Annotated in this window: 16 protein-coding genes, 1 tRNA gene and 1 pseudogene; 10 read left to right on the forward strand and 8 right to left on the reverse strand. The window is 61.3% G+C overall.

Translation table 11 applies throughout. From position 1 onward, the window contains the following. Nucleotides 1-21 precede the first annotated feature (21 nt). Genes CAL20_RS21195 through CAL20_RS21230 form a run of 8 tightly spaced genes read left to right on the forward strand, consistent with a single transcriptional unit; the run spans nt 22 to nt 12,109 of the window. Nucleotides 22-2,502 (forward strand): hypothetical protein, encoded by a 2,481-nt coding sequence (locus CAL20_RS21195; protein WP_094838919.1) that lies wholly within the window; start codon nt 22-24, stop codon nt 2,500-2,502. Continuing rightward, on the forward strand, nt 2,499-4,565 hold the full coding sequence (locus tag CAL20_RS21200) for a glycosyltransferase (RefSeq protein WP_094838920.1): 2,067 nt from the start codon (nt 2,499-2,501) through the stop codon (nt 4,563-4,565). The genes CAL20_RS21195 and CAL20_RS21200 overlap by 4 nt, the downstream gene beginning before the upstream one ends. Before the next feature lie 42 nt (nt 4,566-4,607). After that, nucleotides 4,608-5,762: a polysaccharide biosynthesis/export family protein gene (locus tag CAL20_RS21205; RefSeq protein ID WP_094838921.1), complete on the forward strand. Its 1,155-nt coding sequence runs from the start codon at nt 4,608-4,610 to the stop codon at nt 5,760-5,762. 7 nt (nt 5,763-5,769) lie between these two features. Further along, nucleotides 5,770-7,110, forward strand: coding sequence for an ABC transporter permease (locus CAL20_RS21210; protein WP_094838922.1), 1,341 nt, complete (start codon nt 5,770-5,772; stop codon nt 7,108-7,110). A gap of 8 nt (nt 7,111-7,118) precedes the next feature. Then, the gene (locus CAL20_RS21215; protein WP_094838923.1) at nt 7,119-7,838 is read left to right on the forward strand and encodes an ATPase; all 720 of its coding nucleotides are present in this window, start codon (nt 7,119-7,121) and stop codon (nt 7,836-7,838) included. Further along, complete coding sequence (locus CAL20_RS21220; protein ID WP_143277090.1) at nt 7,792-8,991, forward strand: sugar ABC transporter; 1,200 nt, start codon at nt 7,792-7,794, stop codon at nt 8,989-8,991. Before CAL20_RS21215 ends, CAL20_RS21220 begins: the two co-directional genes overlap by 47 nt. After that, on the forward strand, nt 8,984-10,888 hold the full coding sequence (locus CAL20_RS21225; RefSeq protein ID WP_094838924.1) for a tetratricopeptide repeat protein: 1,905 nt from the start codon (nt 8,984-8,986) through the stop codon (nt 10,886-10,888). Before CAL20_RS21220 ends, CAL20_RS21225 begins: the two co-directional genes overlap by 8 nt. A 24-nt stretch (nt 10,889-10,912) precedes the next feature. Beyond that, on the forward strand, nt 10,913-12,109 hold the full coding sequence (locus CAL20_RS21230; RefSeq protein WP_256981676.1) for a pectate lyase family protein: 1,197 nt from the start codon (nt 10,913-10,915) through the stop codon (nt 12,107-12,109). On the opposite strand, the gene nadB is transcribed toward CAL20_RS21230, so the two are convergent. Further along, nucleotides 11,998-13,680: an L-aspartate oxidase gene (gene nadB / locus CAL20_RS21235; RefSeq protein ID WP_094838926.1), complete on the reverse strand. Its 1,683-nt coding sequence runs from the start codon at nt 13,678-13,680 to the stop codon at nt 11,998-12,000. The two genes, CAL20_RS21230 and nadB, sit on opposite strands and share 112 nt — an antisense overlap. Before the next feature lie 19 nt (nt 13,681-13,699). Continuing rightward, nucleotides 13,700-14,842: a quinolinate synthase NadA gene (gene nadA, locus CAL20_RS21240; RefSeq protein ID WP_094838927.1), complete on the reverse strand. Its 1,143-nt coding sequence runs from the start codon at nt 14,840-14,842 to the stop codon at nt 13,700-13,702. A gap of 230 nt (nt 14,843-15,072) precedes the next feature. Here nadA and CAL20_RS25675 point away from each other — a divergent pair, with 230 nt between their 5' ends. Both CAL20_RS25675 and CAL20_RS21245 read left to right on the forward strand, forming a co-directional pair. Further along, entirely contained in the window at nt 15,073-15,231 is a 159-nt protein-coding gene (locus tag CAL20_RS25675; RefSeq protein WP_179266716.1) for a hypothetical protein, read from the forward strand. A gap of 35 nt (nt 15,232-15,266) precedes the next feature. Next, nucleotides 15,267-17,510: a phosphocholine-specific phospholipase C gene (locus CAL20_RS21245; protein ID WP_094838956.1), complete on the forward strand. Its 2,244-nt coding sequence runs from the start codon at nt 15,267-15,269 to the stop codon at nt 17,508-17,510. Nucleotides 17,511-17,562: 52 nt separating this feature from the next. Here the strand turns inward: CAL20_RS21245 and CAL20_RS21250 are convergent. The 6 genes and pseudogenes from CAL20_RS21250 to mnmC all read right to left on the reverse strand — a co-directional run bounded on the left by CAL20_RS21250 (nt 17,563) and on the right by mnmC (nt 24,893). Beyond that, nucleotides 17,563-17,638 (reverse strand) — tRNA-Lys (locus CAL20_RS21250). A 115-nt stretch (nt 17,639-17,753) separates the two neighbouring features. Next, nucleotides 17,754-18,551 (reverse strand): MetQ/NlpA family ABC transporter substrate-binding protein, encoded by a 798-nt coding sequence (locus CAL20_RS21255; RefSeq protein WP_094838928.1) that lies wholly within the window; start codon nt 18,549-18,551, stop codon nt 17,754-17,756. 15 nt (nt 18,552-18,566) lie between these two features. Then, nucleotides 18,567-19,220: a methionine ABC transporter permease gene (locus CAL20_RS21260; protein ID WP_094823069.1), complete on the reverse strand. Its 654-nt coding sequence runs from the start codon at nt 19,218-19,220 to the stop codon at nt 18,567-18,569. Next, nucleotides 19,180-20,266: pseudogene (locus CAL20_RS21265) on the reverse strand (methionine ABC transporter ATP-binding protein); the annotation flags it as partial. The pseudogene CAL20_RS21265 and the gene CAL20_RS21260, both read right to left, overlap by 41 nt. A 195-nt stretch (nt 20,267-20,461) precedes the next feature. Continuing rightward, nucleotides 20,462-22,687 (reverse strand): glycoside hydrolase family 31 protein, encoded by a 2,226-nt coding sequence (locus CAL20_RS21270; RefSeq protein ID WP_094823071.1) that lies wholly within the window; start codon nt 22,685-22,687, stop codon nt 20,462-20,464. Nucleotides 22,688-22,910: 223 nt separating this feature from the next. Continuing rightward, nucleotides 22,911-24,893, reverse strand: coding sequence for an FAD-dependent 5-carboxymethylaminomethyl-2-thiouridine(34) oxidoreductase MnmC (gene mnmC / locus CAL20_RS21275; RefSeq protein ID WP_094838929.1), 1,983 nt, complete (start codon nt 24,891-24,893; stop codon nt 22,911-22,913). Between the last annotated feature and the right edge of the window lie 31 nt (nt 24,894-24,924).

Genomic DNA, 24,924 nt, shown 5'->3' on the forward strand with positions numbered 1-24,924 from the left:
CCTCTAGAGGAGAGACCCTGAATGGCAGCTTTTACGATCGCTCCAATTGGAACCTGCCGCATCCACACGCCGCTGCGCGACGCGGTAGGACGCTACCCTATCAAGCTGCAGCTCGGCCGCAATTATGGGTTCGTGCATACCAGCACCGAAGCGCTACAGCAGGTGCGCTTCATGTTGGGCAACTATGAGATTCCCTCCGACGTCCAGCGCGTGCTCTTTCGTCCGTCCAATGGCGAGCAGGCTCGCCTCGCGACGCACAAGCCCGCCGATCTGTACATGGTCGAACTGTCGTCGCGCAAACTGCTGACTATCGATGGCTACGCCATCCAGTCGAACTACCTCGTACGCTATTTCAGCGAGTTCTTCGCCGATCGCGCGCGCACCCGCAAGTTCTGGTCGCAAGCCCATCCCGACCGTCTGGCCGAACGGCGCGCCTGGCTAGATCAGGACCCGGTCTTTAACGGCCTCTCATCGGATGATCGAGAGCTGCTGGCCCGCATCGTAAAGCGCGATCTGACGGACGAGGAGATCGAGCAGGAAATGCGCCAGATCGTTGACCTGCTGGGTCAGGACAAGGTGGTTTTCGTCACGCACGTCAACGCGTTGACGCCGGACAACGTACCGATCGAACAACGCGAGCAGTTGATTGCCGCTGTCAACGCCGGTGCACAGCACATCGGCGTACCTTGCTACGATCCCACGCCGCAGATGAACAAGATTGGGCAAGCCGAGGCGATGGAGGACGGCGGGCTCGACCTGACTCACTACACGCCCTTGTTTGCCGAGCGCCTGGCGGCGGATTGGTACAAGAACTACATGCGTCCAAAAATGGGGGCATCCACCGTACAGCCCACTGTGCCCAAGCTGGCCGCAGAAGAAAGCGCCGATAGTATTGAAAAGCTCTGGGATTCGGGCGATCTGCGCGAAGCATCGCGCCGTGTGCGCGATGTGCTGCGCCGCCACCCTGGCCTGCCCGACCAAGCGTTGTTGCTTGCCAGAATCCAGGAAGAACTGGGCGATTACGAAGGCTCGATTGCGCTGCTGAGCGACGCGGACGGCACCCTGGCATCCGGCAGCAAAGCCGAACAGATCCTGATGCGCAACCACTTCAAGCTGGGACGCCACGATGTCGCGTACTCGCTCGCGTCTGGTCTGCTGGGCGATGAGATCGAGACACCAGAGATCGTCCGTATTGCGGCGGTGTCAGGCGGACAGCTGGGTTTTGCGGACGAGGCGCTGGGCAACTGGAAACGCCTGTTCCGCATTTCTGCTCCGCAAGATGCATGGGCGCTGGAGGCGGCCGACACGGTGTTGGCACAACTGCAGTCCAGCGGCGACATGGATGCCGCCATTCGCTGGGTGCATGAAGTCCGCGCGGTGATTCCTGCCTATGGCCGAGGCTTTGCCGTGCTGTGGCGCGACCGGCTGGTGGCGAGGGATCGCTCGGGCTTGCGCGCCTTGGCGTCAGAGTCACCCGCGCTCGACGACATGGCGGCCTTCGAGCTCGTCAAGGAAGCCTCATGGCGAGGTTTCATCATGGCAGCCGCTGCGCTGGCGGTGTCGTGCGGCCTGGCGAACAGCGAGCAGGAAGAAATCCGTGCATGGCTTCTGTCGCAAAGCGCGGCATGGACCGAAGAAGGCACCCGTGCGCTCGAAGAAGGGCGCCTGCGCGACGCGGCCGAGCGGATCTCTGCCCACCGGTTGCTCAACCCCGATGCGTTGGCAGGCGTCCGTGCACAACGCGCCTTTGCGCGTTCGATGCGCCTGGGCGTGCGTGCTGCGCTGTTGGCAGGCAATTACCAGGAAGTCATCGACCTCACGGACATCGCGCTCGATACTCAGGTTGAATTCCCTGAGCTCGACGCCATGCGCGGCCGCGCGGCAGATGCCTTGGGCGACAAGCAGACGGCCAAGCAGCATCTTGAACAGGCTGCGGCTGCCGAAGCTGCGCCATTGAGCACGCGCCTGCACTTTGCGCGCGTGGCGTTCAACGGAGGCTGGTTCGGTGAAGCCATCGACGCCTATGAGGCTATCCTCGCCCATCCGTCAGCCGACCAGAACGCAAAAGAAGAAGCCGAACGTCAGCTCGGCAGGCTCGGTTCCCGCGCGATCCGCGGCGCCCGCGAGATTCTGTCCGCCGGCGATCCGCGCGCGGCCTGGAATCTGCTGGAGCGTGTGGCACAGTCGTGGCCGCAGATGACTGAGGTGGATCACGAGAAACGGCGCATCCTGGCTGTCCTGTATGCCGAAGCACGCGCGCTCGATTCGTCGAGCACCACCGAGCGCCTGGCGCTGGGAGAAAAAATCCTGCAACTCGTCCCGGACGATCCCGTCGGCCTGCGCTTGGCTGCCGTGGGCGCCATGCGCCTGCATCGCTTTGAGCAAGCCCTGCCCTACTGGCGCATGCTCAAGGAACGGTCGGAAAATCCGGCGCAGTTCGATCACTATATCGAGCGCTGCCTGATCTGGATCGAAAAGCTCAATAGCAGGAAAGCAGCATGAACGACGACGTCCTGATTGCCGAGCAAGAGCAGGTCTCGTCCGAGCTGCAACGGATTCACGCCGAACTCGAGGAAATCGTCACCGCGTCAAATCGGGTCCAGGTGGCGCAAGCCAACCTGGATCGCGCGAATGCATTGGCACGCGATCACCTGTCGGACCCAAAGGTACGCTTTCTTTTGCTGAAGCTAAAGGAAGCGGCCGGATTGAACGAGGGCATGTCCGAACAATGGGCGGCGTTGCTGCAAGAGTGTCCAGATGACCTCGAGATTGTCCGCTACCGCGCCACTCGCCTCGTGAAAGAGCGACACATCGATGACGCTCTGGCGCTGGTCGATCGTCATCTGCCCGAGTCGGCGAAGCATCCCGACAGGCTGTTCGCCAGAGCCCGACTGCTGAGCGACATCCGCGCGCATGAGCAGTCGGACGCGTTGTTTCGCCGCCTGATCTCGCAATACCCGGATCGCAATAAGACGGTGGAGTTCGCCAAGCGTCTACGCAAACGCGGCTTGGTGGCCGAGGCATTTGAAACGATCGCGCCCGTCGCCGAACAACTGGCTCCCGGCAGCAAGGCGGCAGAACTTGCCGATGAACTGGCCCGCGACTTTGCGTTCTACCAAGCGCTGGAGCCTCAAGGCAGCCTGGTCGGCAAGGACATCAAGATCGTGTCGATGAAGCATGCAATCCTGCATTTTCGCGATCGGCATATTCCGGAAAGAACCCCCGACAAGCCGATCTCGGTCGCGCTGGTGACGGGCAGCCTTGGACCTGGCGGCGCAGAGCGGCAGCTCACCCGGCTCGCCAGCGAACTGACCCGCATGGCAAATGCGCCTGAGCAGAGGCTGCCCACCGTGGTCGTACGGCCGAAGAAAGTCGAGGTGCTGGTGAAGCAACACAGCGAACCTGCCGGCTCCAGCAAGAAACAGGGCCTTGATTTCTTCCTGCCCGTTCTGACCAAGGCGCAGATTCCGGTTACGGAAATTAATCATCTACCAGCTGTTTCGGTAGCGCATCAACCGGTGTCCGATGACAAGCTGAGCCGCTTGCTGGAACAACTGCCGCCGCCTGTGCACTACGGTGTGACGCGTCTCGCTCCAGTATTGCGAGAAAATTCCTTTGACGTGGTGAGCCTGTGGCAAGATGGTACTTGTCTCTTCGGCGCATTGGCAGCGCTGCTGGCTGGAGCGCCAGTCATACACCTGGTGTTTCGCGGGCTGCCACCCAACATCCGCAAGGACCGCTTTCGCGAAGAGTATCCCGAGCTGTACCAGGCGCTGGCGCAAGTGCCTGGCGTACAGTTCATGAGCAATAGCCGCAAGGCGGCCGAAGCCTATGCGGAATGGCTCGGCATTCCCATCGTGCGTTTTCACGTGCTCTATAACGGTGTACCAGATCTGTCGACCGACGCCTCGATCGCCGATGAGCAGAAGTGGGAGGCTTTCCAGGAAAACACGGCCGACGCTACCGAAACCATCGGAGGCGTATTCCGGCTGGAGCCGGACAAGCGGCCACAGCTCTGGATCAAACTAGCAGCGCTCTACCTGAAGCAGCGCCCGCAGGCGCGTTTCGTCATCGTCGGCGACGGACGATTGCACGACAATATCGTGGCGTTGGCAGAGGAGCTGCATGTGTCGGACCGATTGCTGCTCGTCGGCCTGTCGAATCACGTAGGCTTCTGGTATTCGCGTATGGACGTGAGCGTACTGCTGTCGCGCTATGAGGGCCTGCCTAACGTACTGATCGAAGCCCAGCTGCTAGGCGTACCTGTGGTCTCGACACCCGCCGGTGGCGCGGGAGAGTGCTTCGAGGAAGACGTGACGGGCCACCTCCTGAGCGATGTGGAGCATCCGGACATGCACGAGGCGTGCGAGAAAGTCGTCTCGATGGTGGACAAGGTGCGCAATGACGAAGCGTTGAGAGAGCAGAGCCGCCACCGCGCGCAAAGGCTGTTTTCTCTGGATGCAATGCTGACCAAGTTCCTCGGCTTGTGCGCACCGCCCGTCATGCCCATGCCGGAGAACGATGAGTGCGTCAACATCGAACCGATGCAACGCAAACTGGCCTGATTGCACACTCGTTTTTCTGCGTTTCTGAAGAGAAAAATTTCTATGCGAATGAACGCCCCGCCCTTGGGCCCGCGGCGCAAGGCGGCCATTGTCACCGTGCTGTTTGCCGCAGTGTTACTTACTGGCTGCCAACTGCCTCGTTCCGGCCCGATGTTGAGCGAGATGACGGATGCTCACGAGGCCAAGGACATTGTGGTGATGCCCGCCACGCACGAACTCGCGATGGCGAGCAGAGTGCCCGACGCCGCCAATTTTCCCGCGCACTACCGTGATCTGACGCAGGCTGGATTCGACCGTCTGGTCCCTGGTGACGGCATCAACGTGAAAGTATGGGAACGTGACGGACTGGGTGTTTTCGCGGCGGACCCGTCCGGCGTGAGCGACTTGGGTATTCAGGAAATTGACCGGGCGGGGAATGTGAATTTCCCTATCCTGGGCAAGTTCCGCGCTGCGGGCTTGACGCTGGCGCAACTGCATGACGCCGTCGTTGCGCGACTGAGCAAGCTCGTACTAGGCGCCGACGTCAGCGTGACACGCGCTCCCAACGCACGTGGGCAGGTGGTGACCGTACAGGGCAACTTGACCAAACCGGGCATCTATCCTATCACTCAGACGTCGCAACGTCTCAGTAGCGCGCTGGCGCAAGCCGCGCCTGTGCAGACGAACCCAGACCAGCTCATCATCAGTCTGCGCCGAGATAACCAAGTCGCCTCTGTGCGGCTGTCGGATATCTACCGCAACCAGGACAATGACGTCATGCTGCGGCCTGGCGATGTGATTACCGCCTATGACGCACGCCAGTTCCTGACCGTATTGGGCGCTGCCGGCAATCAAGGGCGCGTCACCATCAGCAAGCGTAACTACAGCGTGCTGGACGCGCTGGCGGACTCCAGAGGGCTGGACGACAAGCTTGCGGACCCGCGTTCCGTGTTCCTGTTTACGCCTGCTCAAGCCGGTGTAGATGGCCAGCCGGATAAGCTGCCGGTGGTCTACCAGTTCGACCTCACGCGTCCGGAACAGGTGGCGCTGGCTCGTGAATTTACAGTGCATGAGGGCCAGGCCATCTATATATCGGATGCGCCATTCACCCAGGTACAGAAGGTTCTATCCGCGTTCCGCGTCACCATGAGCGCTGGCTTTAGCGCCACGCGGGCCATCGACGGCGGCTCTGGCAGTTCACCCACGGTGATTCCATAGCGTGTCGATGAACAACGAGGATAGGATCAAGAGCTGGCGCGCACGCCGCAAAGACAGCGCTTATACAGTAGGGGCCGGCGTCGCAGACTGGCGTCTGGACCCTGCCAAGCTGTTCGAGGCAAAAGCCCCGCCGGCCGTCTTGCTCAAACCCCTGGTCGCACGCCTGCAGGGTGAGCCACACGACTCTGTCGCCGCCCGGCGGGCAGTGTACGAGGTCGTGCAGACGGAGCTGGATGGGGAAATCTCGCGCAGCGCCGTCGACGAAACGCTCGCTGATTTCTCGCGGCGGCGACTGCGGCTCATCGTGCGCCTGCTGGAGCTGGATATCCGTGCCGGCCTCGATGTTTTCGCGCCCGGATATATGCCCGCCAAGCTGGTGCAAGAAGACGAACGGCTGGCCGCGGCACATACGCGGCGCGCAGAGCGGCGCAAGCAGGAGGAGGCACGCGAGGCACGCCGACATGCTTCGCGCAACGACATCGCGCTGGAAATCGAGATGTCCAAGGGCGAGGCGGGCGATCTCTCGATACTGCGTGAACGATTGAAATTCCTGCACGGTGAAAATCACCCGCCCCATGATGAACGACACCGGCCGATCGGACGCATCCTGATGGCGATGTTCGTTCATCAGTTACACGTCATGCATGGCGAAAGCCGGATTGCATTGGTGTGGGCTCTGGTAGGTCCGGTCGTGCTGCTGACGCTGATCTCGTCGCTGTACATCCTGATGGGCACGCATTACATCCTGGGCATGGACGTACAGACGTTCTCCCTGTTGGGTGCGACGACATGGATCATGTTCCGGCAGATCATTTTCAGGAGCAGCGCCGCGTACATTTCGTCTCGCGGCTTGCTGAATTTCCAGGGCGTGACGCCGTTGATGTGCGCGCTGGTTCAGGCATTCATCTACCTGTCGGTGTATCTCATTGTGTTTGCGGTGTTGATCACGGCCGGTCACGCGCTGGATCTCATCACGCTGCCGCAAAGCTGGTCCGGGCTTGCGCTCTATGTCGTACTGATGGGAGGCTGCGCCGCGGCGGTAGGCGTGCTGTTCGGCGCAATTGCGACCTTCTGGCGTTTCTTTTTGCGGCTGGCGCCTGTGATCGAGCGCTTTCTTCAGATTTTCTCGGGCGTCTTCTTTGTCTCGGAACAGTTGCCGGAACAGCTGCGCCCCTGGATGTTGTGGTCACCGTTCGCGCACGGCATGCAGCTGATGCGCTCCGTGTATTTCGAGGCCTATACCTCGACAGACGCGAGCCTGACTTATTTCCTGACTTCCCTGGTTTTCCTGATGGTGGTCGCCCTGGCAGCCGAGCGCCTTGCCCGGCCCAATGTCCAGCCGATGTGAGGACAGACATGATCCATCTCAATGGGGTCTCCGACGAACCGTATGCCTTTGGCGACCGGCAGCCGCTACTGGCGAATGTCACGCTCGACATTCCTGTCGGACGCTACGCCCTGCTGTCGCATTCGCCTGAAATGCATCGTCAGATCATCGATCTGCTGTGCAAATTGCGTCCGCCGCGCCGGGGCTTTGTCAAGCATGACGGCAACGTGTCGTGGGCCATAGGCCGGCAAGGCTTCATCCGCGGCAAGGCGACAGGCCACAGCATGATCGAGTTCGTGAGCGAGATGTACGAGCTCGACGCTGACACGACTTACGAACTGGTCGCAGACCTGGTGAGCGAACCTCAAAGCCTGGCCAAGCCGATGGAGCACTGGCCGCTTTATGTGCGACAGGAGTTCTCGTTCGCGCTGGCGCTGGCGCCGGCCTTCGATGTCTATGTGATCGAAGGATCTATTCCGTTCGAGCCCTGCCGCTTCACTCGCCTCTGGCTGGCCCTGTTCGAAGAGAGGCTGGTCGGCCGGACACTTATTTTTTCCAGTTACCGCCACAACCAGATGGCGGACTATTGCTTCAAAGGCTTAATTTATGAACGAAGCACGCTCAACATCGAAGACGACCTCGACGAGTGCATCCGCAGATTCCCCGCTAGACGATCAAGGAGCGAATCCGGCAGCGCAGGCGATGACGTCTTCGGAGGCGGCCTCGAGGAAGGGCAACTTGGCTTCTGAGGGCGGCTCCGAGATCGAGCGCCGCCACCGTGAGCGGCGTGCAGCGCTGCGCGAACGCCGTCGCCACCGCTGGATCAACGCGTTCATCGTCGTGACGCCCGTCGCGATTGCCCTGGCCTATGCGCTGTTGATCGCCACGCCACGCTACGAAGCGGATTCGCGGTTTTTCGTGCAGTCGGCTTCCGGCCAGCAGTCCGCCATGAGCGGCGCAGCGGGCCTGCTCACCACAGGCAACTCGGGCGGCATGCTGGGCGGGTTCGTGGACGGGTGGGCCGTCAACGACTTTCTGCAATCACGCGACTGTATGCAGCAGCTCGACAAGAAGGTCGACCTGCGCCGTTACCTGACGCAGCCTGGCCCCGACCCGCTCAACCATCTCGCCGAGAATTCGAGCGAGGATGAACTCTACCGCGCCTATCGGGCAGCGGTACACGTGTCCTTCAATCCGCTGGAACAGATCGACGTGCTGCGTGTAAGCGCGTTTTCACCGGAGGACGCCGCGACCCTGTCAAAGGCGCTTATCGAACTGGCTGAAGAATTTGTCAGCTCGATGAACAAGAAAGGCGTAGCCGACAAGCTGAAGGTCAGCGAGGCATCGGTCAAACTCGCCGAACAAAAGGCGCTCGCAGCCCGCGATGAGTTGACGGCCTGGCGCACCACGCACGGCAATATCGATCCGACTGCCACGGTGTCCATGCTGCTGAACCTATCCAGCCAGCTCGAGGGAGAGCTCAGCACGGCACAGATCAACCTCGACAAAATCCGCGCACTCGGCAACAAGGACCATTTCATGCTGAAGCCTGCAGAGCTGCAGGTCGCTGCATTGAAGAAACGATTGGCGACAGTGCGCTATCGTCTGAGCGGCGAGGGCAATACGGAAGCGCAGCAGTTGAAGTCGTATGAGGCGCTCCGAAATGCGCAGGTCTTTGCCGATTCAAACCTCACGCTGGCGCAGCAATCGCACCAGCAGGCCGTGACCGACGCCCTGCGCTTGCAACGCTATCTGTCCATTATCGCGCAGCCGGTCCCCACCGACCGGCCCAGCAGCCCGCGCACAGCGCTGCTATTGCTGCAAGCACTGGCAGTAGGCTTCGTCCTCATGTTCGTCATTCGCGCGGCGATGGCATTGTTGAGAGGATTGCGTCATGGTTGATACAGCTATTGCACACCGAGCTGCCGGGGCTCATGCCACGACTCGGCTGCGCGAGGTCATCAAAGCTATTCTTGATGCGGACGATCCAGTACCTGCGATGACCGCACTCGAGCCCGCTCTGACGCAGGTGAGCGACGGCTGGCGTGATGGCCGCCGCTTGCTGGTCACGCCTCTGGTACGAGCCGGCAGGATCGTGCCGGCGATTGCCGCACTCGAGATACTCATCAAGGTTTATCCATCCCGCGCCGATGAGCGCCGGTTACTCGCCAGTCTTTTTGGCCGTACGGAGCAATGGGAACGCGCCATCGGCGAGGCGGATGCTGCCGCACGCATCGACCCGGAGGCTGCAGCACTGCACGCAGCGCGAATTCAGCTGCGCGTACAGGCCGGGCGTGTGACTGATGCCGCCGAGGTCGCTAGAACGACGATCGGCATGGCAAAGCGCTACCCTGACGAAGCGTACTGGTGGATGCTGGCCTTCGTGCGCAATGGCGATGTGGCCGAGGCGGCGAACCTCGCAGCAGACTTGACCGCGGACCAGTTGCCTAACGAACGCGTGGCCACGATGGCCGTGCGAGCCTTGCTCGAAGACGGCAGGGTCGAGGCCTCGATCCGGCTAGGTGACGCCGCATTGAACGCGGGACATGATTGTCCGCCCTTGCGCACGACCCTGGGCATGGCTCACCTGCGGCGCGGTCACGAGGACGACCGCAAAATACATGCTGTAGCGCATTTCGAGGCAGGACTGAAGGCAACGCCAGAGGATGTAAGGTTGCTGTCGCTCTATGGCGAGACCTTATTGCGTGCGGGACGCTATAAAGAATCGCTGACGCCTTTGAAGCAGGCCGTCGACCTGGCGCCAAAGTTGGAGCAGACGCGCGGCCTCTATGCCCGCGCGCTGCGCTATACGCTGCAATATGACGAAGCCGCCGATCAGTTGATGAAGTTACTTGAGCGATCGCCCGAGAAACCGATGTGGCAGCGGTCGGCCATCGGTGCGCTGTCCCAGGCGGGCCGCAAACAGGCGGCCGAAAAGCTGTTCGAACAGCATGTCGCACAACGCAGCGCGCAGCTCCCGGAAACATTCCAGGCGGCCATGACTCAGCTTGAGGCACGATTGGATAGCGCGCCCATACCGCAGTCACGACTCGACTGGGCCTGGGCAATGCGCGGCGACCTTACCGTCGATCGCGCGCAATGGGAACGCCGGGCACGCTGGGGCCACCTGGTCGACCATCTGCTACTCGATTGGCTCGAATGCCGCGAAGACAGCGCCGAAGAAGCCATGCATCTGCTGGGCGAGCTTGATACCGCCGAGCGCTTTTTCGCGCCGCTGCTGGCGGCTGGTCGGGGCGTCGTCGTCGCCACTGCGCACGTTGGCCCCATGTACGCCGGGCTCATGGCCCTGGAGCTGCTGGGCATTCCCTCGCGCTGGCTCGCGACAGCGCCCAGCGTTGCTCAGAGCAGCTATTCCAACGCCTTGATTTCCACCGCAGACCAAACCGAAGCGCAGGTCGCGAAGGCCTGCATGCGAGCGCTCGGATCCGGCTATGTGCTATGTCTGGCGATAGACGGCGCGGCAAACCCGGCCGCACCACGCACCCGTTTCGAAGGCCAAGACGTGACTTACTCCAGTTTCGCGTCTCACCTCGCCCATCGTCACCGCGTGCCGTCGGTCTTTTACACCCCGCGCTGGGAGAACGAACGGGTGACTTACACCCTGGAAATGCTGCCCGCCGTCGAACCCGGCGAGGATGCCGAGTCGTATTCGCAGCGATGGCAGAAGGCGTATTTCGAGCATCTCAGAGAACACCTGGCGGGACCACCGGAAAACCTGCGCCTGAGCGGAGGAATCTGGCGTCACGTGACTGCCGCGGATCGGTCCGCGCAGCCCTAGAGAACGACGTCGATGAAGTCGAGAATGACGATGCTGCGCTGGCTGCTCACCGCGCTCATGCTGTATGCCAGCGGGGCCGCCGCGCATGAGTCGTGCCAAACTCCGGCCGAGAGCTGCCCGTTTATCTCATCACTGCTGGAACATCGCGAAGGTTACGGGGCCAAGGCCACCGGGGGACTGAACGGAAAACTGATCGAGGTCACGTCCGACAAGAATGCGGGTCCCGGCACGCTGCGCGCGGCCCTGCAGCAAGCGAAGAAAGGCCCCGCCTGGATCCGCTTTGCATCCGACATGACCATCGTGTTGGAATCCCAGCTTCGTGTGCCGTCGAATACGACGATCGATGGACGCGGCAGGCAAGTTACCTTGCTTGACGACGGACTAGGGGTATACGGCAGCAAGAATGTCATTCTCACGAACCTGACTATCGACGGCCGCCTGACCAGGATCACACAGGCAGTCAATGTCGCCAACGGCAGCCGTGACGTATGGATCAACCACCTCGATCTCTCGCGTATGTCTGACCGCCTGCTCAACGTGAAGAATGGCTCTACCGATGTCACGGTCTCTTGGACGAAATTCCATAACTCAAACAAGGTCATGTTGCTCAACAACATTACCTCGAAGGACTTGTTCAAGAATTATGACCGGGACTCCGTCGCACGGGTGACGCTGCATCACAATTACTTTTTCAATACTGTCCAGCGCAATCCAAGAGCCCAATTCGGTAATTTCCACCTGTTCAACAACCTGCTGGAAAACTGGGATTTCTACGGCATGAGTTTCAGCCTGGAGGCCAAAGCTCTGGTTGAAGGCAACATATTCAGCAACGACGCGCAACGACAGTGCACGGAGCCTGAGTTTTTCCCGACGGTGGAAGGCATCAACGTAAACTACTGCCGCTATATACCCATCGCGCCCAAAAGAACTGCGCTGGAGAATGGCGAGTCCGATCGCGGGGCATACGAGAAGCGCAAGGCTGAACATGGCTACACGCGAGACTACAAGGCTTTCTTGCGATTGAAAGACAATCTGTATCTCGGCGATGCGGTGCCGGTGCTGGAGGACTACCGTCGCGAACTCGTACCGACGCCGCCGTATTGCTACAGTTATGAACCGCCAACGCCAGAATTAGCGGAAAGAATCCGCAAGTTCGCGGGAAATACCGCGGACGATACTCCGTTGTCGAAGTCCAGGATCGGATCAGATTGCTCCCGGTGAGTTCGGCCAACGGCACTGCACTGCTGTACCTCAGGCCAGTCACGATTGAAATGTGCACCCCGGCTTTCGTGGCGTGCATCGGCAGCCTGTACGATCAGTGCTGCCACTTGCAGCAGATTGCGCAGCTCGAGCAGATCGAGGCTGACACCTCGTGTCTGCCATAAGCGGTCTGCCTCTGATACCCATTCGGCGATGCGCTGCGCGGCGCTCGACAGCATGGCGTCGCTGCGCACGATGCCGACCTCGCGACTCATCAGCTCACGCAGCGCCCGCCGCACGTGCGCGATGTCAGCGTCAGCGCTGCCAGCGATCTGCACATGCCAGACGGGCGTCTCGGCACGACGCGGATCGGGCATTAGCGCGCCAGACGGAACCCGTAAGCCAGACGGCGCCAGGATAGTCTGCGCAGCCCCGCGTCCCATGACCACACATTCCAACAAGGAGTTGCTAGCCAATCGGTTGGCCCCATGCAGGCCCGTGCAGGCGGTCTCGCCGATCACATATAAGCCCGGCAATTCTGTACTGCCATCAACATCGGCAACGACACCTCCGCAGGTGTAGTGTGCAGCCGGAACAACCGGAATCGGTTGAACCGCCATATCGATGCCGATCGCCAAACAACGGGCATGAATGTTTGGGAAATGCGCCATCAAGAAATCACGTGGCCGATGGCTGATATCCAGATAGACGCAATCAAGCCCATGGCGTTTGATTTCCTGATCAATGGCGCGAGCCACCACGTCGCGCGGCGCCAGCTCGGCGCGCTCATCGTACGCAGGCATGAAACGCGTGCCATCCGGCAGGCGCAGCAAACCGCCTTCGCCACGCACCGCCTCGGAAATCAAAAACGTTTCGCTCGTCGGGTCATAAAGACTGGTGGGGTGGAATTGAATGAATTCCAGATTGGCGACGCGGCATCCGGCGCGCCAGGCCATGGCAATACCATCGCCCGTTGCGATCGAGGGCGTGGTGGTATGCGCATATACCTGCCCCGCGCCGCCCGTGGCCAGCACTACGTGCGCCGCTGCTAAAGTCGCGACTTGATTACGCCGCAGATCCAGTACATGCAAACCCTGGCACCCTGCTTCCGGAGTCCAGACCAGATCAATCGCGCAATGCTGTTCGAGCAAAGTGATGTTCGGATGGCTGCGCACTTGCGCACCGAGCGCGGCAATGATCGCGCGGCCCGTCGCGTCATCAACGTGCGCGATGCGGCGGCGGCCGTGTCCGCCTTCCCGCGTCAGATGCAGTTCACGCTGTCCTGCCGAGACCGGCGTAAACGCCACGCCCTGGCGTTGCAGCCAATCAATGGCATCGGGCGCGCTGGCCGCAATCCGGCGTGTGGCCTCAACGTCGCACAACCCTGCTCCTGCGACCAGGGTGTCCTGTACATGTTCAGCCACACTGTCTTCGGGATCCAACGCGGCGGCGATACCGCCTTGGGCGCGATTGCTGGCGCTGTGGTCGATGGCCCCCTTGGCGATCAATGCCACGCGTCGATGCGGTGCCAGTTCCAACGCCGCCGACAGGCCGGCCAGACCGGTGCCGATGATGAGTACGTCGTAGTCCATGTGATTGCGCTCCTGCCCGTCAGGCCGGGCCTACGTTGGCATACAACGTCGTGTCGCGCGCCATGTCGCCACTGGCGCGCACGCGTTGTTTGCGCTCGTCGGCAAACGCCAGCATGCGATCAATCGGTTTTTTGGCCAGCCTGCCTAGCTCAGGATCGAGGGTGATAGCGTTGCGCCCGTGTTCCAACACATCGGCCAGGTTGGACAAAGCATTCATGGCCATCCACGGACAATGGGCGCAACTTTTGCAGGTGGCGCTATTGCCTGCGGTTGGCGCGGCGATAAAAGTCTTGCCGGGCGCGGCCTCGCGCATCTTGTACAAGATACCCTGATCGGTGGCGACGATGAATGATGCGGCATCGAGCTTGCGTGCGGCGTCGATCAGTTGTGTGGTGGAGCCGATCACGTCAGCCTGCGCCAGCACCGGCTGTGGCGACTCGGGATGCGCCAGCACTTTGGCCTGCGGGTAATCGGTGCGCAGCAGTTCGAGCTCGGTGCCCTTGAATTCGTCATGCACGATGCAAGCGCCCTGCCACAGCAGCATGTCAGCACCCGTCTGGCGCTGCACATAATCGCCCAGATGCCGGTCGGGCGCCCACAGAATGCGCTCGCCGCGCGCGTGCAGATCCGCCACGACATCCAGTGCGATAGAAGACGTCACAACCCAATCGGCTCTCGCCTTGACCGCAGCACTGGTGTTGGCATAGACGACCACGGTACGGCCCGGATGCGCGTCGCACCAGGCGCTGAAGGCGTCCGGCGAACACCCCAAGTCGAGCGAGCAGGTGGCCTCTAGATCGGGCATCAGGATACGTTTGCGCGGGCTCAGGATCTTGGCGGTCTCGCCCATGAAACGCACACCGGCCACGACCAGCGTGTCGGCCGGATGGTCGCGTCCAAAGCGGGCCATTTCCAGAGAGTCTCCGACACAGCCGCCCGTGGCCTCGGCCAGCTCCTGCAAATCAGCATCGACATAGTAGTGAGCCACCAGTACCGCGCGTTCGCGCCGCAACAGTTCGCGAATACGTTCGACTAATGCGGCCTTTTGCGCTGCCTGTAGCGGCTCTGGCACCTGAGTCCAGGCCTGCGCTACAGGCGTGAGGCCGACAGCAGATTGAGCGGGTAAATCACATTCGACCGTTCCAGGGGCAAGGGTTTCCATCGCGAAGTCTCCGTTGGGCGCTGTCTGGGCAGCATGCTTATATGCTCAACATGAGCATATACTGATCAAAAAAAGAGCACAGGCACTTATGCTACCTTTGAGCATAAGTGCCTGTAAAGCCCTATTTGTCCGCCGGGTTTCACTCTACTGTCACGTCCCCCTTTTAGGCTTGCATCGGCTTGACGCTCCTCGCGTCGAGCCGTTTTTTATCCTTCGCAAACCTCGGACCTATGCCCACCCTCTCCTCTATACGCCTATTGGCCGCGTCTATGGCGCTGGCCGTTCTGCTGGCAGCTTGTGGCAGCGGCGATGACGACGACTCATCGCCCGCGCCCAGCGAGCCCGGCACCGAACAGCCCGCGCAACCCCAGTTGCGCTGCGCGCCCTGATGCCTGCCATCCGCCAACGACTGCCTCACACACCCATGACCTCTCGCCGCCAATTCCTGCAAACTACCACGGGCGCAGGCCTCGCCGCCGCCGTCCTCGCGACATTCCCACCCAGCATCCGCAAAGCACTGGCCATCCCCGCCAACAACAAAACGGGCACCATCAAGGATGTCGAACACGTCGTCATCCTGATGCAAGAAAACCGTTCGTTCGATCATTATTTCGGAACGCTCAAAGGCGTACGCGGTTTTGGCGACCGGTTCACAATCCCCATGATCAACAACCGCAAGGTCTGGCAGCAGGAACGCCAAAACGGCGCGCTCTTGACGCCGTATCATCTGGACAGCACGGCCAATAATGCCCAACGCGTGTCAGGCACGAACCACACGTGGGTCGACAGCCAGGAGGCCTGGGACAATGGCCGTATGACCCAATGGCCCCGCTACAAGCAAGACCAATCCATGGGGTATTACAAGGAACGGGAAGTCCCCTTTCAGTTCGCACTGGCCAATGCCTTCACGCTCTGTGATGCCTATCACTGCAGCATGCACACGGGCACGGATGCCAACCGCTCGTTCCACCTGACCGGCACCAACGGCCCCACCGCGCAGAACGTCGCCTACGTGAACAACGAATGGGACTGGATCGCCGGTACGGCGGGCAATGATGAAACCGGCTACACCTGGAAGACCTATGCGGAGAATCTGGAGGATGCAGGCGTCAGTTGGATCTGCTACCAGAACATGCCCGACGAATGGGGCGACAACATGCTGGGCGCCTTCCGTCAGTTCCGTGCAGCCAATCTGGCGTCGGGCTTTCCGGTTTCCAGTGGCGGCGAGCCGAATGCGCCGTATGCCGATACGGGCCAAGCGCTGCCGTATCACGCCTACGACGCAGCCACGGACAATCCCGGCAACCCGCTATACAAAGGCATCGCCAATACTTTGCCCGGCACTACACCCGACACGTATCTGGATGCGTTCCGGCGCGATGTGATCGCAGGCAAGCTGCCGCAAGTCTCTTGGGTCAATGCGCCCTCGATCTATTGCGAACATCCCGGCCCCTCCAGTCCGGTGCAAGGCGGCTGGTTCATCCAGGAAATTCTGGATGCGCTCACCGCCAACCCGGAGGTCTGGAGCAAGACAGTCCTGCTGATCAACTTCGACGAGAACGATGGTTTCTTTGACCATGTGCCCTCACCGTCCGCCCCCTCGCGCAATGCCGACGGCAGCCTGGCGGGCAAGACCACGCTGTCAGAGGGCGATATGGCGTATGAATACTATACGCAGCCCTCACCCGAAGGCAGTTCAGGCCAGCCCCCGGCTGACGGACGTGTGTTTGGCCCCGGCCCGCGCGTCCCGCTGTATGTGATTTCCCCCTGGAGCCGCGGCGGCTGGGTCAACTCGCAGGTTTTCGATCACACGTCTGTACTGCGCTTCCTGGAGGCGCGTTTCGGTGTACAGGCGCCGCACATCAGCCCATTTCGCCGTGCTGTATGTGGCGATCTGACCAGCGCATTCAATTTCGCCACGCCAAACGAAGAAGTGCTGCCTGCGCTGAATGGCCGTCTCACGCGCGCCGACGCCGATCAATTGCGCGATGCTCAGGCTGCCTTGCCTCAAGTACCGCTACCTACCGATTTGCAGATGCCCCTGCAGGCCAGCGGCACGCGTCCATCGCGCGCGCTGCCCTATGAACTGCACACCAGCGCACGGGCTGCCGCCGACGGGCAGGTTCAACTGCTGTTCTCCAACACGGGCGCACAGGCCGCCGTGTTTCACGTCTATGACCGCCATCATCTGGACCGCACTCCGCGCCGCTACACATTAGAGGCCGGCACGACGCTGGACGACACGTGGAATGCGGGCTTGGACAACCTGGGACGCTACGATCTGTGGGTGCTGGGCCCCAATGGCTACCACCGTCACTTTGCTGGCGATACCGCCCGCATTGCCGACAGCGGCGCCCAACCGGAAATCCGGGTCTGTTACGACGTCGCGAACGGCAATGTCTATGCAGAACTGATGAATGGCGGGTCCGCGGATTGCACATTCACGATCACGCCTGTGGCTTATCGCGAGGATGGCCCATGGACTGTCACTGTCGCAGCGGGCGCGCAGGAGTCCTTGCATTGGGAACTGGCGGACAGCGGCCGTTGGTACGATTTCCAGGTGAAATGCAGCAGCGATGCTGCATTCGTGCGCCGTTTTGCGGGGCGTGTAGAGACCGGTGAACACTCGGTCAGCGATCCGGCAATGGGCACGGAATCTCAAAGCTAACGCCACAAACAACAACGCCAACTCCGAAGAGTTGGCGTTGTTTTGCATCTGGTGGTGGGCCCTGCGAGACTCGAACTCGCGACCAACGGATTAAAAGTCCGCTGCTCTACCGACTGAGCTAAAGGCCCGACCGAAGCCCAAGATTATGACGGAACTGATTCAGCCTGTCAAATCTAAAATTACGTTCTTGCTCAAAATACTGTCAACGGCAACGCGGTTGCCATCGACTGATGCTGTCCCACATTACCAGGCGGCAACCACCGCGCCCTTGAATTTCTCAGCGATAAAGGCCTTGGTAGCGGCACTCTGGTAGATGCTGGCCAGTTTTTTCAGGTCAGCGCGGTCTTTGTCCTGCTCGCGCACGACCAGCACGTTGGCGTAGGGTGACTCGGAAGACTCGCGCACGATCGCATCCTTGTTGGGATCCAGGCCCGCTTCCATGGCGAAATTGGTGTTTACGGCAGAGGCATCGACATCATCCAGCGAACGCGGCAGTTGTGCGGCGTCCAATTCCACAAAACGCAGCTTGCGCGGGTTTTCCGTGATGTCGATCGGGGTCGCTTTCAGGCCCGCATCCGGGTTCAGCTTGATCAGTCCCTGTTGTTGCAACAGCAGCAAGGCCCGCCCACCGTTGGTCGGATCATTGGGGATACCGATCTGCGCGCCCTCTTTCAGCTCGTTCAGGTTCTTGACCCTTTTGCTGTAGATGCCGATGGGGAAAATCACTGTCTTGCCGATGCTGACCAGTTTGTAGCCGCGGTCCGCATTGGCCGAATCCAGGTAGGGCTGATGCTGGTAGCTGTTCATATCCAGGTCGGCCGCGGACAGCGCAGCGTTGGGCTGCACGTAGTCGCTGAACTCGATGATCTGCACTTGCAGGCCTTGTTTGGCAGCCTCTGCCTTGACCACGTCAAAGATCTGCGCGTGCGGGCCGGCCGTCACGCCTACCTTGAGCGGTTTGTCTTGAGCGAGCGCCGGCTGGGCCACGACTGCCGCACCCAGGGCCAATGCGGCCAATGATTTGAAAAACTTGATGCTCATGAAATACCTTCCTGATTAGCGATGCGACATCCGGCGCACGAGCCAATCGCCCATGCCCTGGACAAACTGCACCAGAACGACCAGCACGACCACGACGGCCAGCATGACTTCCGGTTGAAAACGTTGGTAGCCGTAGCGGATGCCCACGTCGCCCAAGCCACCGCCGCCGATGGCGCCGGCCATGGCGGAATAGCCGATCAGGCTGATGATGGTCACGATCGTGGCGGCCACCAGCCCCGGCAAGGATTCCGGCAACAGGACTTTGACAATGATCTGCAATGGACTCGCGCCCATGGCGCGCGCCGCGGTCAACAACCCAGAGTCGACCTCGCGCATGGCGTTTTCAGCGATGCGGGCCATGAATGGAATGGCTGCGACAGACAGAGGCACAATCGCCGCCGTAGTGCCGATCGAGGTCTGGGCGATAAACCGCGTGAACGGAATGATGGCCACCATCAAAATGATGAAGGGCACGGAACGGGTGATGTTGACGATGGCCCCCAACACACGGTTGACGGTCAGGTTTTGCAGCATCGCGCCGCGTGCGGTCACCACCAGGATGACACCCAGCGGAATACCGATGATGACAGCAATCAGGCTGGGCACGCCCACCAGCAGCAGGGTTTCCAGCAGCGAGGTGACGAGCAAGTCGATCAGTTGGGAACTCATGGGGCGATGTCTTCTACGGAAATATCTAATGCGGCCAAGGTGGCCAACGCCTGGCTGACGGCGTCAGGCGTGCCTTGTACCAATACAAACAAGGTGCCGACGGCAACCCCCTGGATGTCTTCGACGCGAGCCTGAACCAGGCTGACATCCAGCGCGTGCTGACGCGTCAGGTCGGATAACAGCGTGCCAGCCGACGCGCCGCCTGCCAGACGAATACGCAGCAGACGCGCCTGCGTCCCTGGCCGTGCGGCCGCCATTTCCGCCATGCGCGCATGTGTAGCCGCCAAGGTGGCGTCGGTCAGGTCGGAGGCAGTCGCAGCCGATACCATCGCGCTGGTCACCTCGTGCTTGGGTGAGGCAAAAATGTCCTGTGTTCTGCCGGACTCGACCACTTGGCCATGCGACAACACCGCCACGCGGTCGCAAATCTCGCGCACGACCTCCATCTGGTGCGTGATCATGACCACGGTCACGCCCGTTTTCTGGTTGATATCCCGCAGCAAAGCCAAAATATTGTGCGTGGTTTCCGGATCCAGCGCCGAGGTCGCCTCGTCGCTCAGCAGCACATCGGGGTCGTTGGCCAGGGCTCGCGCAATCCCCACGCGCTGTTTCTGTCCGCCACTGATCTGGCTGGGGTAGCGATCGCGCAGATGTTCCAACCCGACCAGCGCCAGCAGGCGCTCGACTTTGGCCGGAATCTGATCGCGCGGCACGCCTGCGATCTCCAGAGGCAAGGCCACGTTGCCGTACACCGTACGGCGGGCCAGCAAGTTAAAGCCTTGAAAGACCATGCCAATACGGCGGCGTTGGTTGCGCAGTTCGGTCTCGTCCAGGCAGGTCAGCTCGGTACCGCCGATGGAGATCTGGCCGCTGTCGGGACGCTCCAGCAAATTAATGCACTGGACCAGCGTGCTTTTTCCCGCCCCGCTGGGGCCGATGATGCCGAAGACCTCGCCCTGTTCGATCTGCAGGCTGATGTCGCGCAGCGCCTCAAAGCGGCCGTGCGGCGTCGCGTAAGTCTTCGATAGATGTTGGATGTGAATCATGGCGTTGCGATTGTGGAGGATCGCGTTTCTAAAGAGAACGACTGTTTCGTCTCTTTTTAATAACTTTTAGAAATATAAACGCCCCAATTACGAACTTGTCCCCCACCGGCAAGCAGAGGTCATGGACGAATCACTGGGAACAGCAGGATCGGCGTCCATCAGCGTTTGCCGCCAATGGACGCCGTGAGACGCGGATTATCGAGCGCGCGAGATGCGGACTTCGGCGCCGCGGCGTTTGACTTCCAACCCCTCGGAGGGCAGGATGCGCAGGCCTTCGAGGCCCTTGATATAGCTGGACCCCTGCATTTGCATGACACGGATCTTGTTACGCATCACCACGGGGTTGTGTACCGGCATGCCAAACATCCAGACCTCGTCCAGAATGCGTGCCGAGTTGAACTCGCCCGCATGCTGCGCCACAGGGCCCAGACACAACATATGCCCTTCGCGGCCAAAGACGGGGTATTTATCCGTTCCCCACTCCACGGCCAAGGTGGTGCCGCCCTCGTAGCGATAGCCGGTGTTCAAATCCCACCAGGCATCGCCCTTGGGCAGATACACGTTCACGCTATTGCCCGGCTGCATCACCGGAGCTACCAGCAAGGCTGGCCCCAACAAATACTGCAGGTCCCAATTGTGAGCCTCGGGGTCATGCGGAAAGCTCAACGCCATCGAGCGCTGCACCGGCAGCCCGGTGCGCGCCGAGTCTTCGATCGCGCCCAGGACATACGGGACCAGCCGGTAACGCCATTGCAGCCAGGTGCGAGCCTGCTCAAGCGCCTCGTCGCCAAACGCCCAGGGCATCAAGCCAGGAACGCCTTGGAAGCAGAAATTTGCGGAAAATACGCCAACGGTCAGCCAGCGCAGATAAAGCTCGGCGCTCATGTCATCGAGCGGCGCTTTGGCCGAACCGATGTTGTGCACCTGCACCGGCACCCCGCTCGCCCCAATGGACAACGCGGTGCGCAAGGTCTGCTCCAGCCCGGCCCAGTCGTTGGTGACCTGCGGGCCGAGCTGCCACGGCAGGCGCTGGGCCGCCGGGAACAAATCGGTGCTGGGCACGACTCCCTCGGGAGGTACCTTGTGGCCAGCGACAGCTTCGAACAAGGCGCGCCGTGCCAGCAACGGATATTGGGAACGCAGGATCGCGCCGCTGTCGCCATTGCGTGCGCTGACATCATCAGGAATGGCGATCTGCGCATCACAGACAGGAGCGTCCAGGCCGTCCTCGATCAATTGGCGATGGCGCTCGATCCACAGGTTATAGACGTCGCGATAGGTCAGGTCCAGCAAGCCATAGGGCCGGCCGGCTGTGGCTTCGTTGCCGTCGAAAACCTGGGCACTGCCGTCATCGCGGGTCAGTAGCCAGCCACGATCCTCGAGTTCCTCGAACAGGGGGCTGGACTGGATGACGCCAGGGAAACCGGTTGCGGCAACGTGAACGTGGTGCTTGTGAAACAGCGCCAGCATCTGTTTGGCATCCGGGAAACGCTGAGCGTCCCATTCGAAGACAGCCTTGTCGGACTGGAATCCCCAGGCCGAGGGAGCGGCCAGTTTGACGGCATCCAGCGGCAACTGCAGCTCGCGCATCCGCTCGACCAATGCGGCGGTCTCGGTGGGCATCTCGCCCTCGGCCTGCTGCAGCCAAGCGCCCATCGCCCACAGCACGGGTTGGCCGGCACGGCCGGTCAACGCGGTGTATTGGTTCAGGATCTCGGCAGGGTCACCGACGAACAGGAACATGTCCAGCACGGTGTCTTCGACACTGAGCGTATAAGCAGATACCGTCGGCGCAACCCCCAGATCGTGGTGCACGCGATGCATCGTATTGACATAGATCCCCCATCCGCGCGGGCTCCAGGCCAGCGGCAGCGCACGATGATCCGGGTCGTCGGAAACGATGGCTTCTTCGCGGCGATTCAGGTCGCCGGAGGTCTCGCCCAAACCATAGAGGCGTTCATCGGCCTGCAGGGCGAATGCCGCGCTCCAGACGGCGTCATCCGCCTCATCCAGCGCATCGTGGCCAAAAGCGGGCTCGTGCTCGGAGATATCCGAGGCGAGCACCTGCGACTCGCCACGATACAAGGCGATCCGCACCGGATCGGTCTGAATATCGAGCGAGATCTCGCCCTGAGCGATACGCCAGCCCTTGCCGTCGTCTTGGGGCGTGACAGTACACTCGCCTACGGCTTCTTGGCGAGCCAGCAACATTTCCGCAACGGCGCGTACGCGCGCGCTGGGTTTTTCTTCATTCAGGACACTCGCCTGGCCGCAGCGCAGGCGAAAGACACCAGGCGCATGCGCCTCGACTACCAGGTGCAACCCGTCACCCGCGTCAAAATCGATGCGGCTCGGGCGTGACGACAGCAACTCGACGGACTCGAGCTGGGTAGTATGGGCAAAGTCGAACTTGGGCGGCACAGAGCATCCCCCGGCTTAAGCCAAAAAACCGTTAAAAAACGCTATTTTGACGGATTTGGCCCACGAAATAAAATCGCTTTCGTTTTTCGGGTCGAATCGCCTGCCCGGACAGCCTGAAAATTCGAACACAAACCGTGGAAATCGGGGTGATTTTCAGTATTTTTGCCGCGCGGATTCATCCGTTTTATCGAGGCTTCTGGCGCTAACAGCCGCGATCGTGACGTCAACGCGGCGCAACGGTGGCCAGCAGGTCTGCTTCTAAGGGCAGCGGTTCTCCGCATAGCGCACTGGCGATCAGGTCCCCGCTCAATGCCGACCAACTGAGACCCCGCGACGCATAACCCGCCGCTATCCACACCCCAGGCGCATGCGACAACGGACCAATCGCCGGCAAGCGCCCGGGCAATACGGCCCGCCACCCCGCCCATCCCGGCAGTTCGCCAGGCGTCAACGACGCCCAGGCCGACGGCAGGCCTCCCAAGAGTCCCGCTACCTTGTCCAGGTTGGTTTGCTGGCCTGCTGTGCTGATGTCCGAGGTCAGGGCGCCATGCTCATAGGTACTGCCCGCCACGCACTGTCCCTGTATTGCAGGCAGGAGATACCCCTCACCGCCGACGATACAGCGCGGGCCGGCAGCTCCCGCGCAAGTCCCGCCCGTCTGGCTCCCCTCAGAGGCAGGTAACAAACTGACTTGCCCAGCCAGCCGATGCATTTGCCCCAACCTCGGCAATGGGTCCAGTAATCCGCTCTCTCGCAGCAATGCCTGCGCCCCAAACGCATTGGCCAGCACGACGGTCGCAGCCTGAGCCAGCACTTGGCCATCGGCAGCTCGAACCTGCCAACCTGAGCCGACACGCTGCAACGCGAATGCACATCCCGACACACACCGCACACCAGTCGTATGCAACAAGGCGGGGATCAATGCCGCAGGCCGCACCAATAACCCATCTGCGAGAAACATGCCCCCTCTCGCAACCGACATGCCAGCCAGCGCCGACGCCTCATCACGATCGACGGCGCGCACCCAATCGGCGGGAAACTGCAGTTGCCGCAACGTGTCGTCCAATGCCGCGGCTCGGCCTGCATCGCGCTCGAGCTGCACCGTGCCGCAGCGCAGCGGGACAGCGTCCGGCGCCAGCCCGGCCCAGCGGGCTTGGGCTCTGAAACTACCCGCTCGGGACAGCCGCGCGCGGGCATTATCATCACGGGCAATGACTGGCGTCAGGGCCGCCGCGACGTGGCCGGCATGCGCCATGTCGTCCGCCGAATTCGCGGGATCAATCACCACCACCGACCGGCCGCGTAGCGCCAATGCCTGTGCGATGCCGGCTCCTGCCAGACCTGCGCCGATAATGACGATCTCGTCCGTACCGAGACCGTCTGCGTCACGTGCCAGGGACCACGCCTGATCTAATGCAGCGATCTTGTCGCCGAACGGCGCGGCGCCTTTCGCGTGCCCCGGTTGCTCCGTTGGCGCGGACGGCTGCGTTTGCGCCACCCGCACGCCCACTGTCATGTGCAATTTACCCGCATATCCTGGCTGCTTGCGGACCTCGAACCCCGCGTCGCTCAAGGCCCGACGCACCGCGCCCGCGCTGGCCCAGGTGGCCAGTGTGGCATCAGGCGCAGCCAGGCACGCCAAATCGTGCATCAATGCGGGTTGCCATAAATCGGGATTGCGCTTTGGCGCAAAGCCGTCCAAGAAATACGCATCGACGCGGGCACGTAATTGCGGCACGACGGTCTCCGCGCGGCCAAAAGCCAATGTCAGGGTGACGGCTCCCCGTTCGAACTCCAGGCGATGCAGCCCCGGCAGACAGGCCGGCCATTGGGCCACCAGTTGAGCAGCCAATGCACGCACCGGTTCGGGCGCCAACCGCCGCAACACCTGGGCCAGCGTATCGCGCGCAAACGGATGCGCTTCGACCGAAAGCATATGCAGCCGCGCACAGCGAGCAGGATCTTTGCGCCATGCGTCCCACAACGCCAGAAAATTCAATCCTAGTCCAAAACCCGTTTCGCACACGGTAAACGTGCGTCGCCCGCGCCACCGCTCAGGCAAACCGTTGCCTCGCAAAAATACATACTCTGCTTGTCCAAGCGCACCTGCGGTCGAATGATAAACATCGCCATACGAGGTATTGCGAAAATGGCCATCGGCATCGAAACCGACATCAGGAGCAGTCAGCGGAACGTAAGAAGACATAAATAGGGAGACACAACCACCAGGCGCGCAA

The organism is Bordetella genomosp. 4 (genome assembly GCF_002261185.1).
GTDB lineage: Bacteria > Pseudomonadota > Gammaproteobacteria > Burkholderiales > Burkholderiaceae_B > Bordetella_A.

What these genes read in the sequence shown, in the direction of transcription:
- CAL20_RS21195 (WP_094838919.1), top strand. Translation starts at nt 22, where the DNA reads ATGGCAGCTTTTACGATCGCTCCAATTGGAACCTGCCGCATCCACACG.
- CAL20_RS21200 (WP_094838920.1), top strand. Translation starts at nt 2,499, where the DNA reads ATGAACGACGACGTCCTGATTGCCGAGCAAGAGCAGGTCTCGTCCGAG.
- CAL20_RS21205 (WP_094838921.1), top strand. Translation starts at nt 4,608, where the DNA reads ATGCGAATGAACGCCCCGCCCTTGGGCCCGCGGCGCAAGGCGGCCATT.
- CAL20_RS21210 (WP_094838922.1), top strand. Translation starts at nt 5,770, where the DNA reads ATGAACAACGAGGATAGGATCAAGAGCTGGCGCGCACGCCGCAAAGAC.
- CAL20_RS21215 (WP_094838923.1), top strand. Translation starts at nt 7,119, where the DNA reads ATGATCCATCTCAATGGGGTCTCCGACGAACCGTATGCCTTTGGCGAC.
- CAL20_RS21220 (WP_143277090.1), top strand. Translation starts at nt 7,792, where the DNA reads ATGACGTCTTCGGAGGCGGCCTCGAGGAAGGGCAACTTGGCTTCTGAG.
- CAL20_RS21225 (WP_094838924.1), top strand. Translation starts at nt 8,984, where the DNA reads ATGGTTGATACAGCTATTGCACACCGAGCTGCCGGGGCTCATGCCACG.
- CAL20_RS21230 (WP_256981676.1), top strand. Translation starts at nt 10,913, where the DNA reads ATGACGATGCTGCGCTGGCTGCTCACCGCGCTCATGCTGTATGCCAGC.
- nadB (WP_094838926.1), bottom strand. Translation starts at nt 13,680, where the DNA reads ATGGACTACGACGTACTCATCATCGGCACCGGTCTGGCCGGCCTGTCG.
- nadA (WP_094838927.1), bottom strand. Translation starts at nt 14,842, where the DNA reads ATGGAAACCCTTGCCCCTGGAACGGTCGAATGTGATTTACCCGCTCAA.
- CAL20_RS25675 (WP_179266716.1), top strand. Translation starts at nt 15,073, where the DNA reads ATGCCCACCCTCTCCTCTATACGCCTATTGGCCGCGTCTATGGCGCTG.
- CAL20_RS21245 (WP_094838956.1), top strand. Translation starts at nt 15,267, where the DNA reads ATGACCTCTCGCCGCCAATTCCTGCAAACTACCACGGGCGCAGGCCTC.
- CAL20_RS21255 (WP_094838928.1), bottom strand. Translation starts at nt 18,551, where the DNA reads ATGAGCATCAAGTTTTTCAAATCATTGGCCGCATTGGCCCTGGGTGCG.
- CAL20_RS21260 (WP_094823069.1), bottom strand. Translation starts at nt 19,220, where the DNA reads ATGAGTTCCCAACTGATCGACTTGCTCGTCACCTCGCTGCTGGAAACC.
- mnmC (WP_094838929.1), bottom strand. Translation starts at nt 24,893, where the DNA reads ATGTCTTCTTACGTTCCGCTGACTGCTCCTGATGTCGGTTTCGATGCC.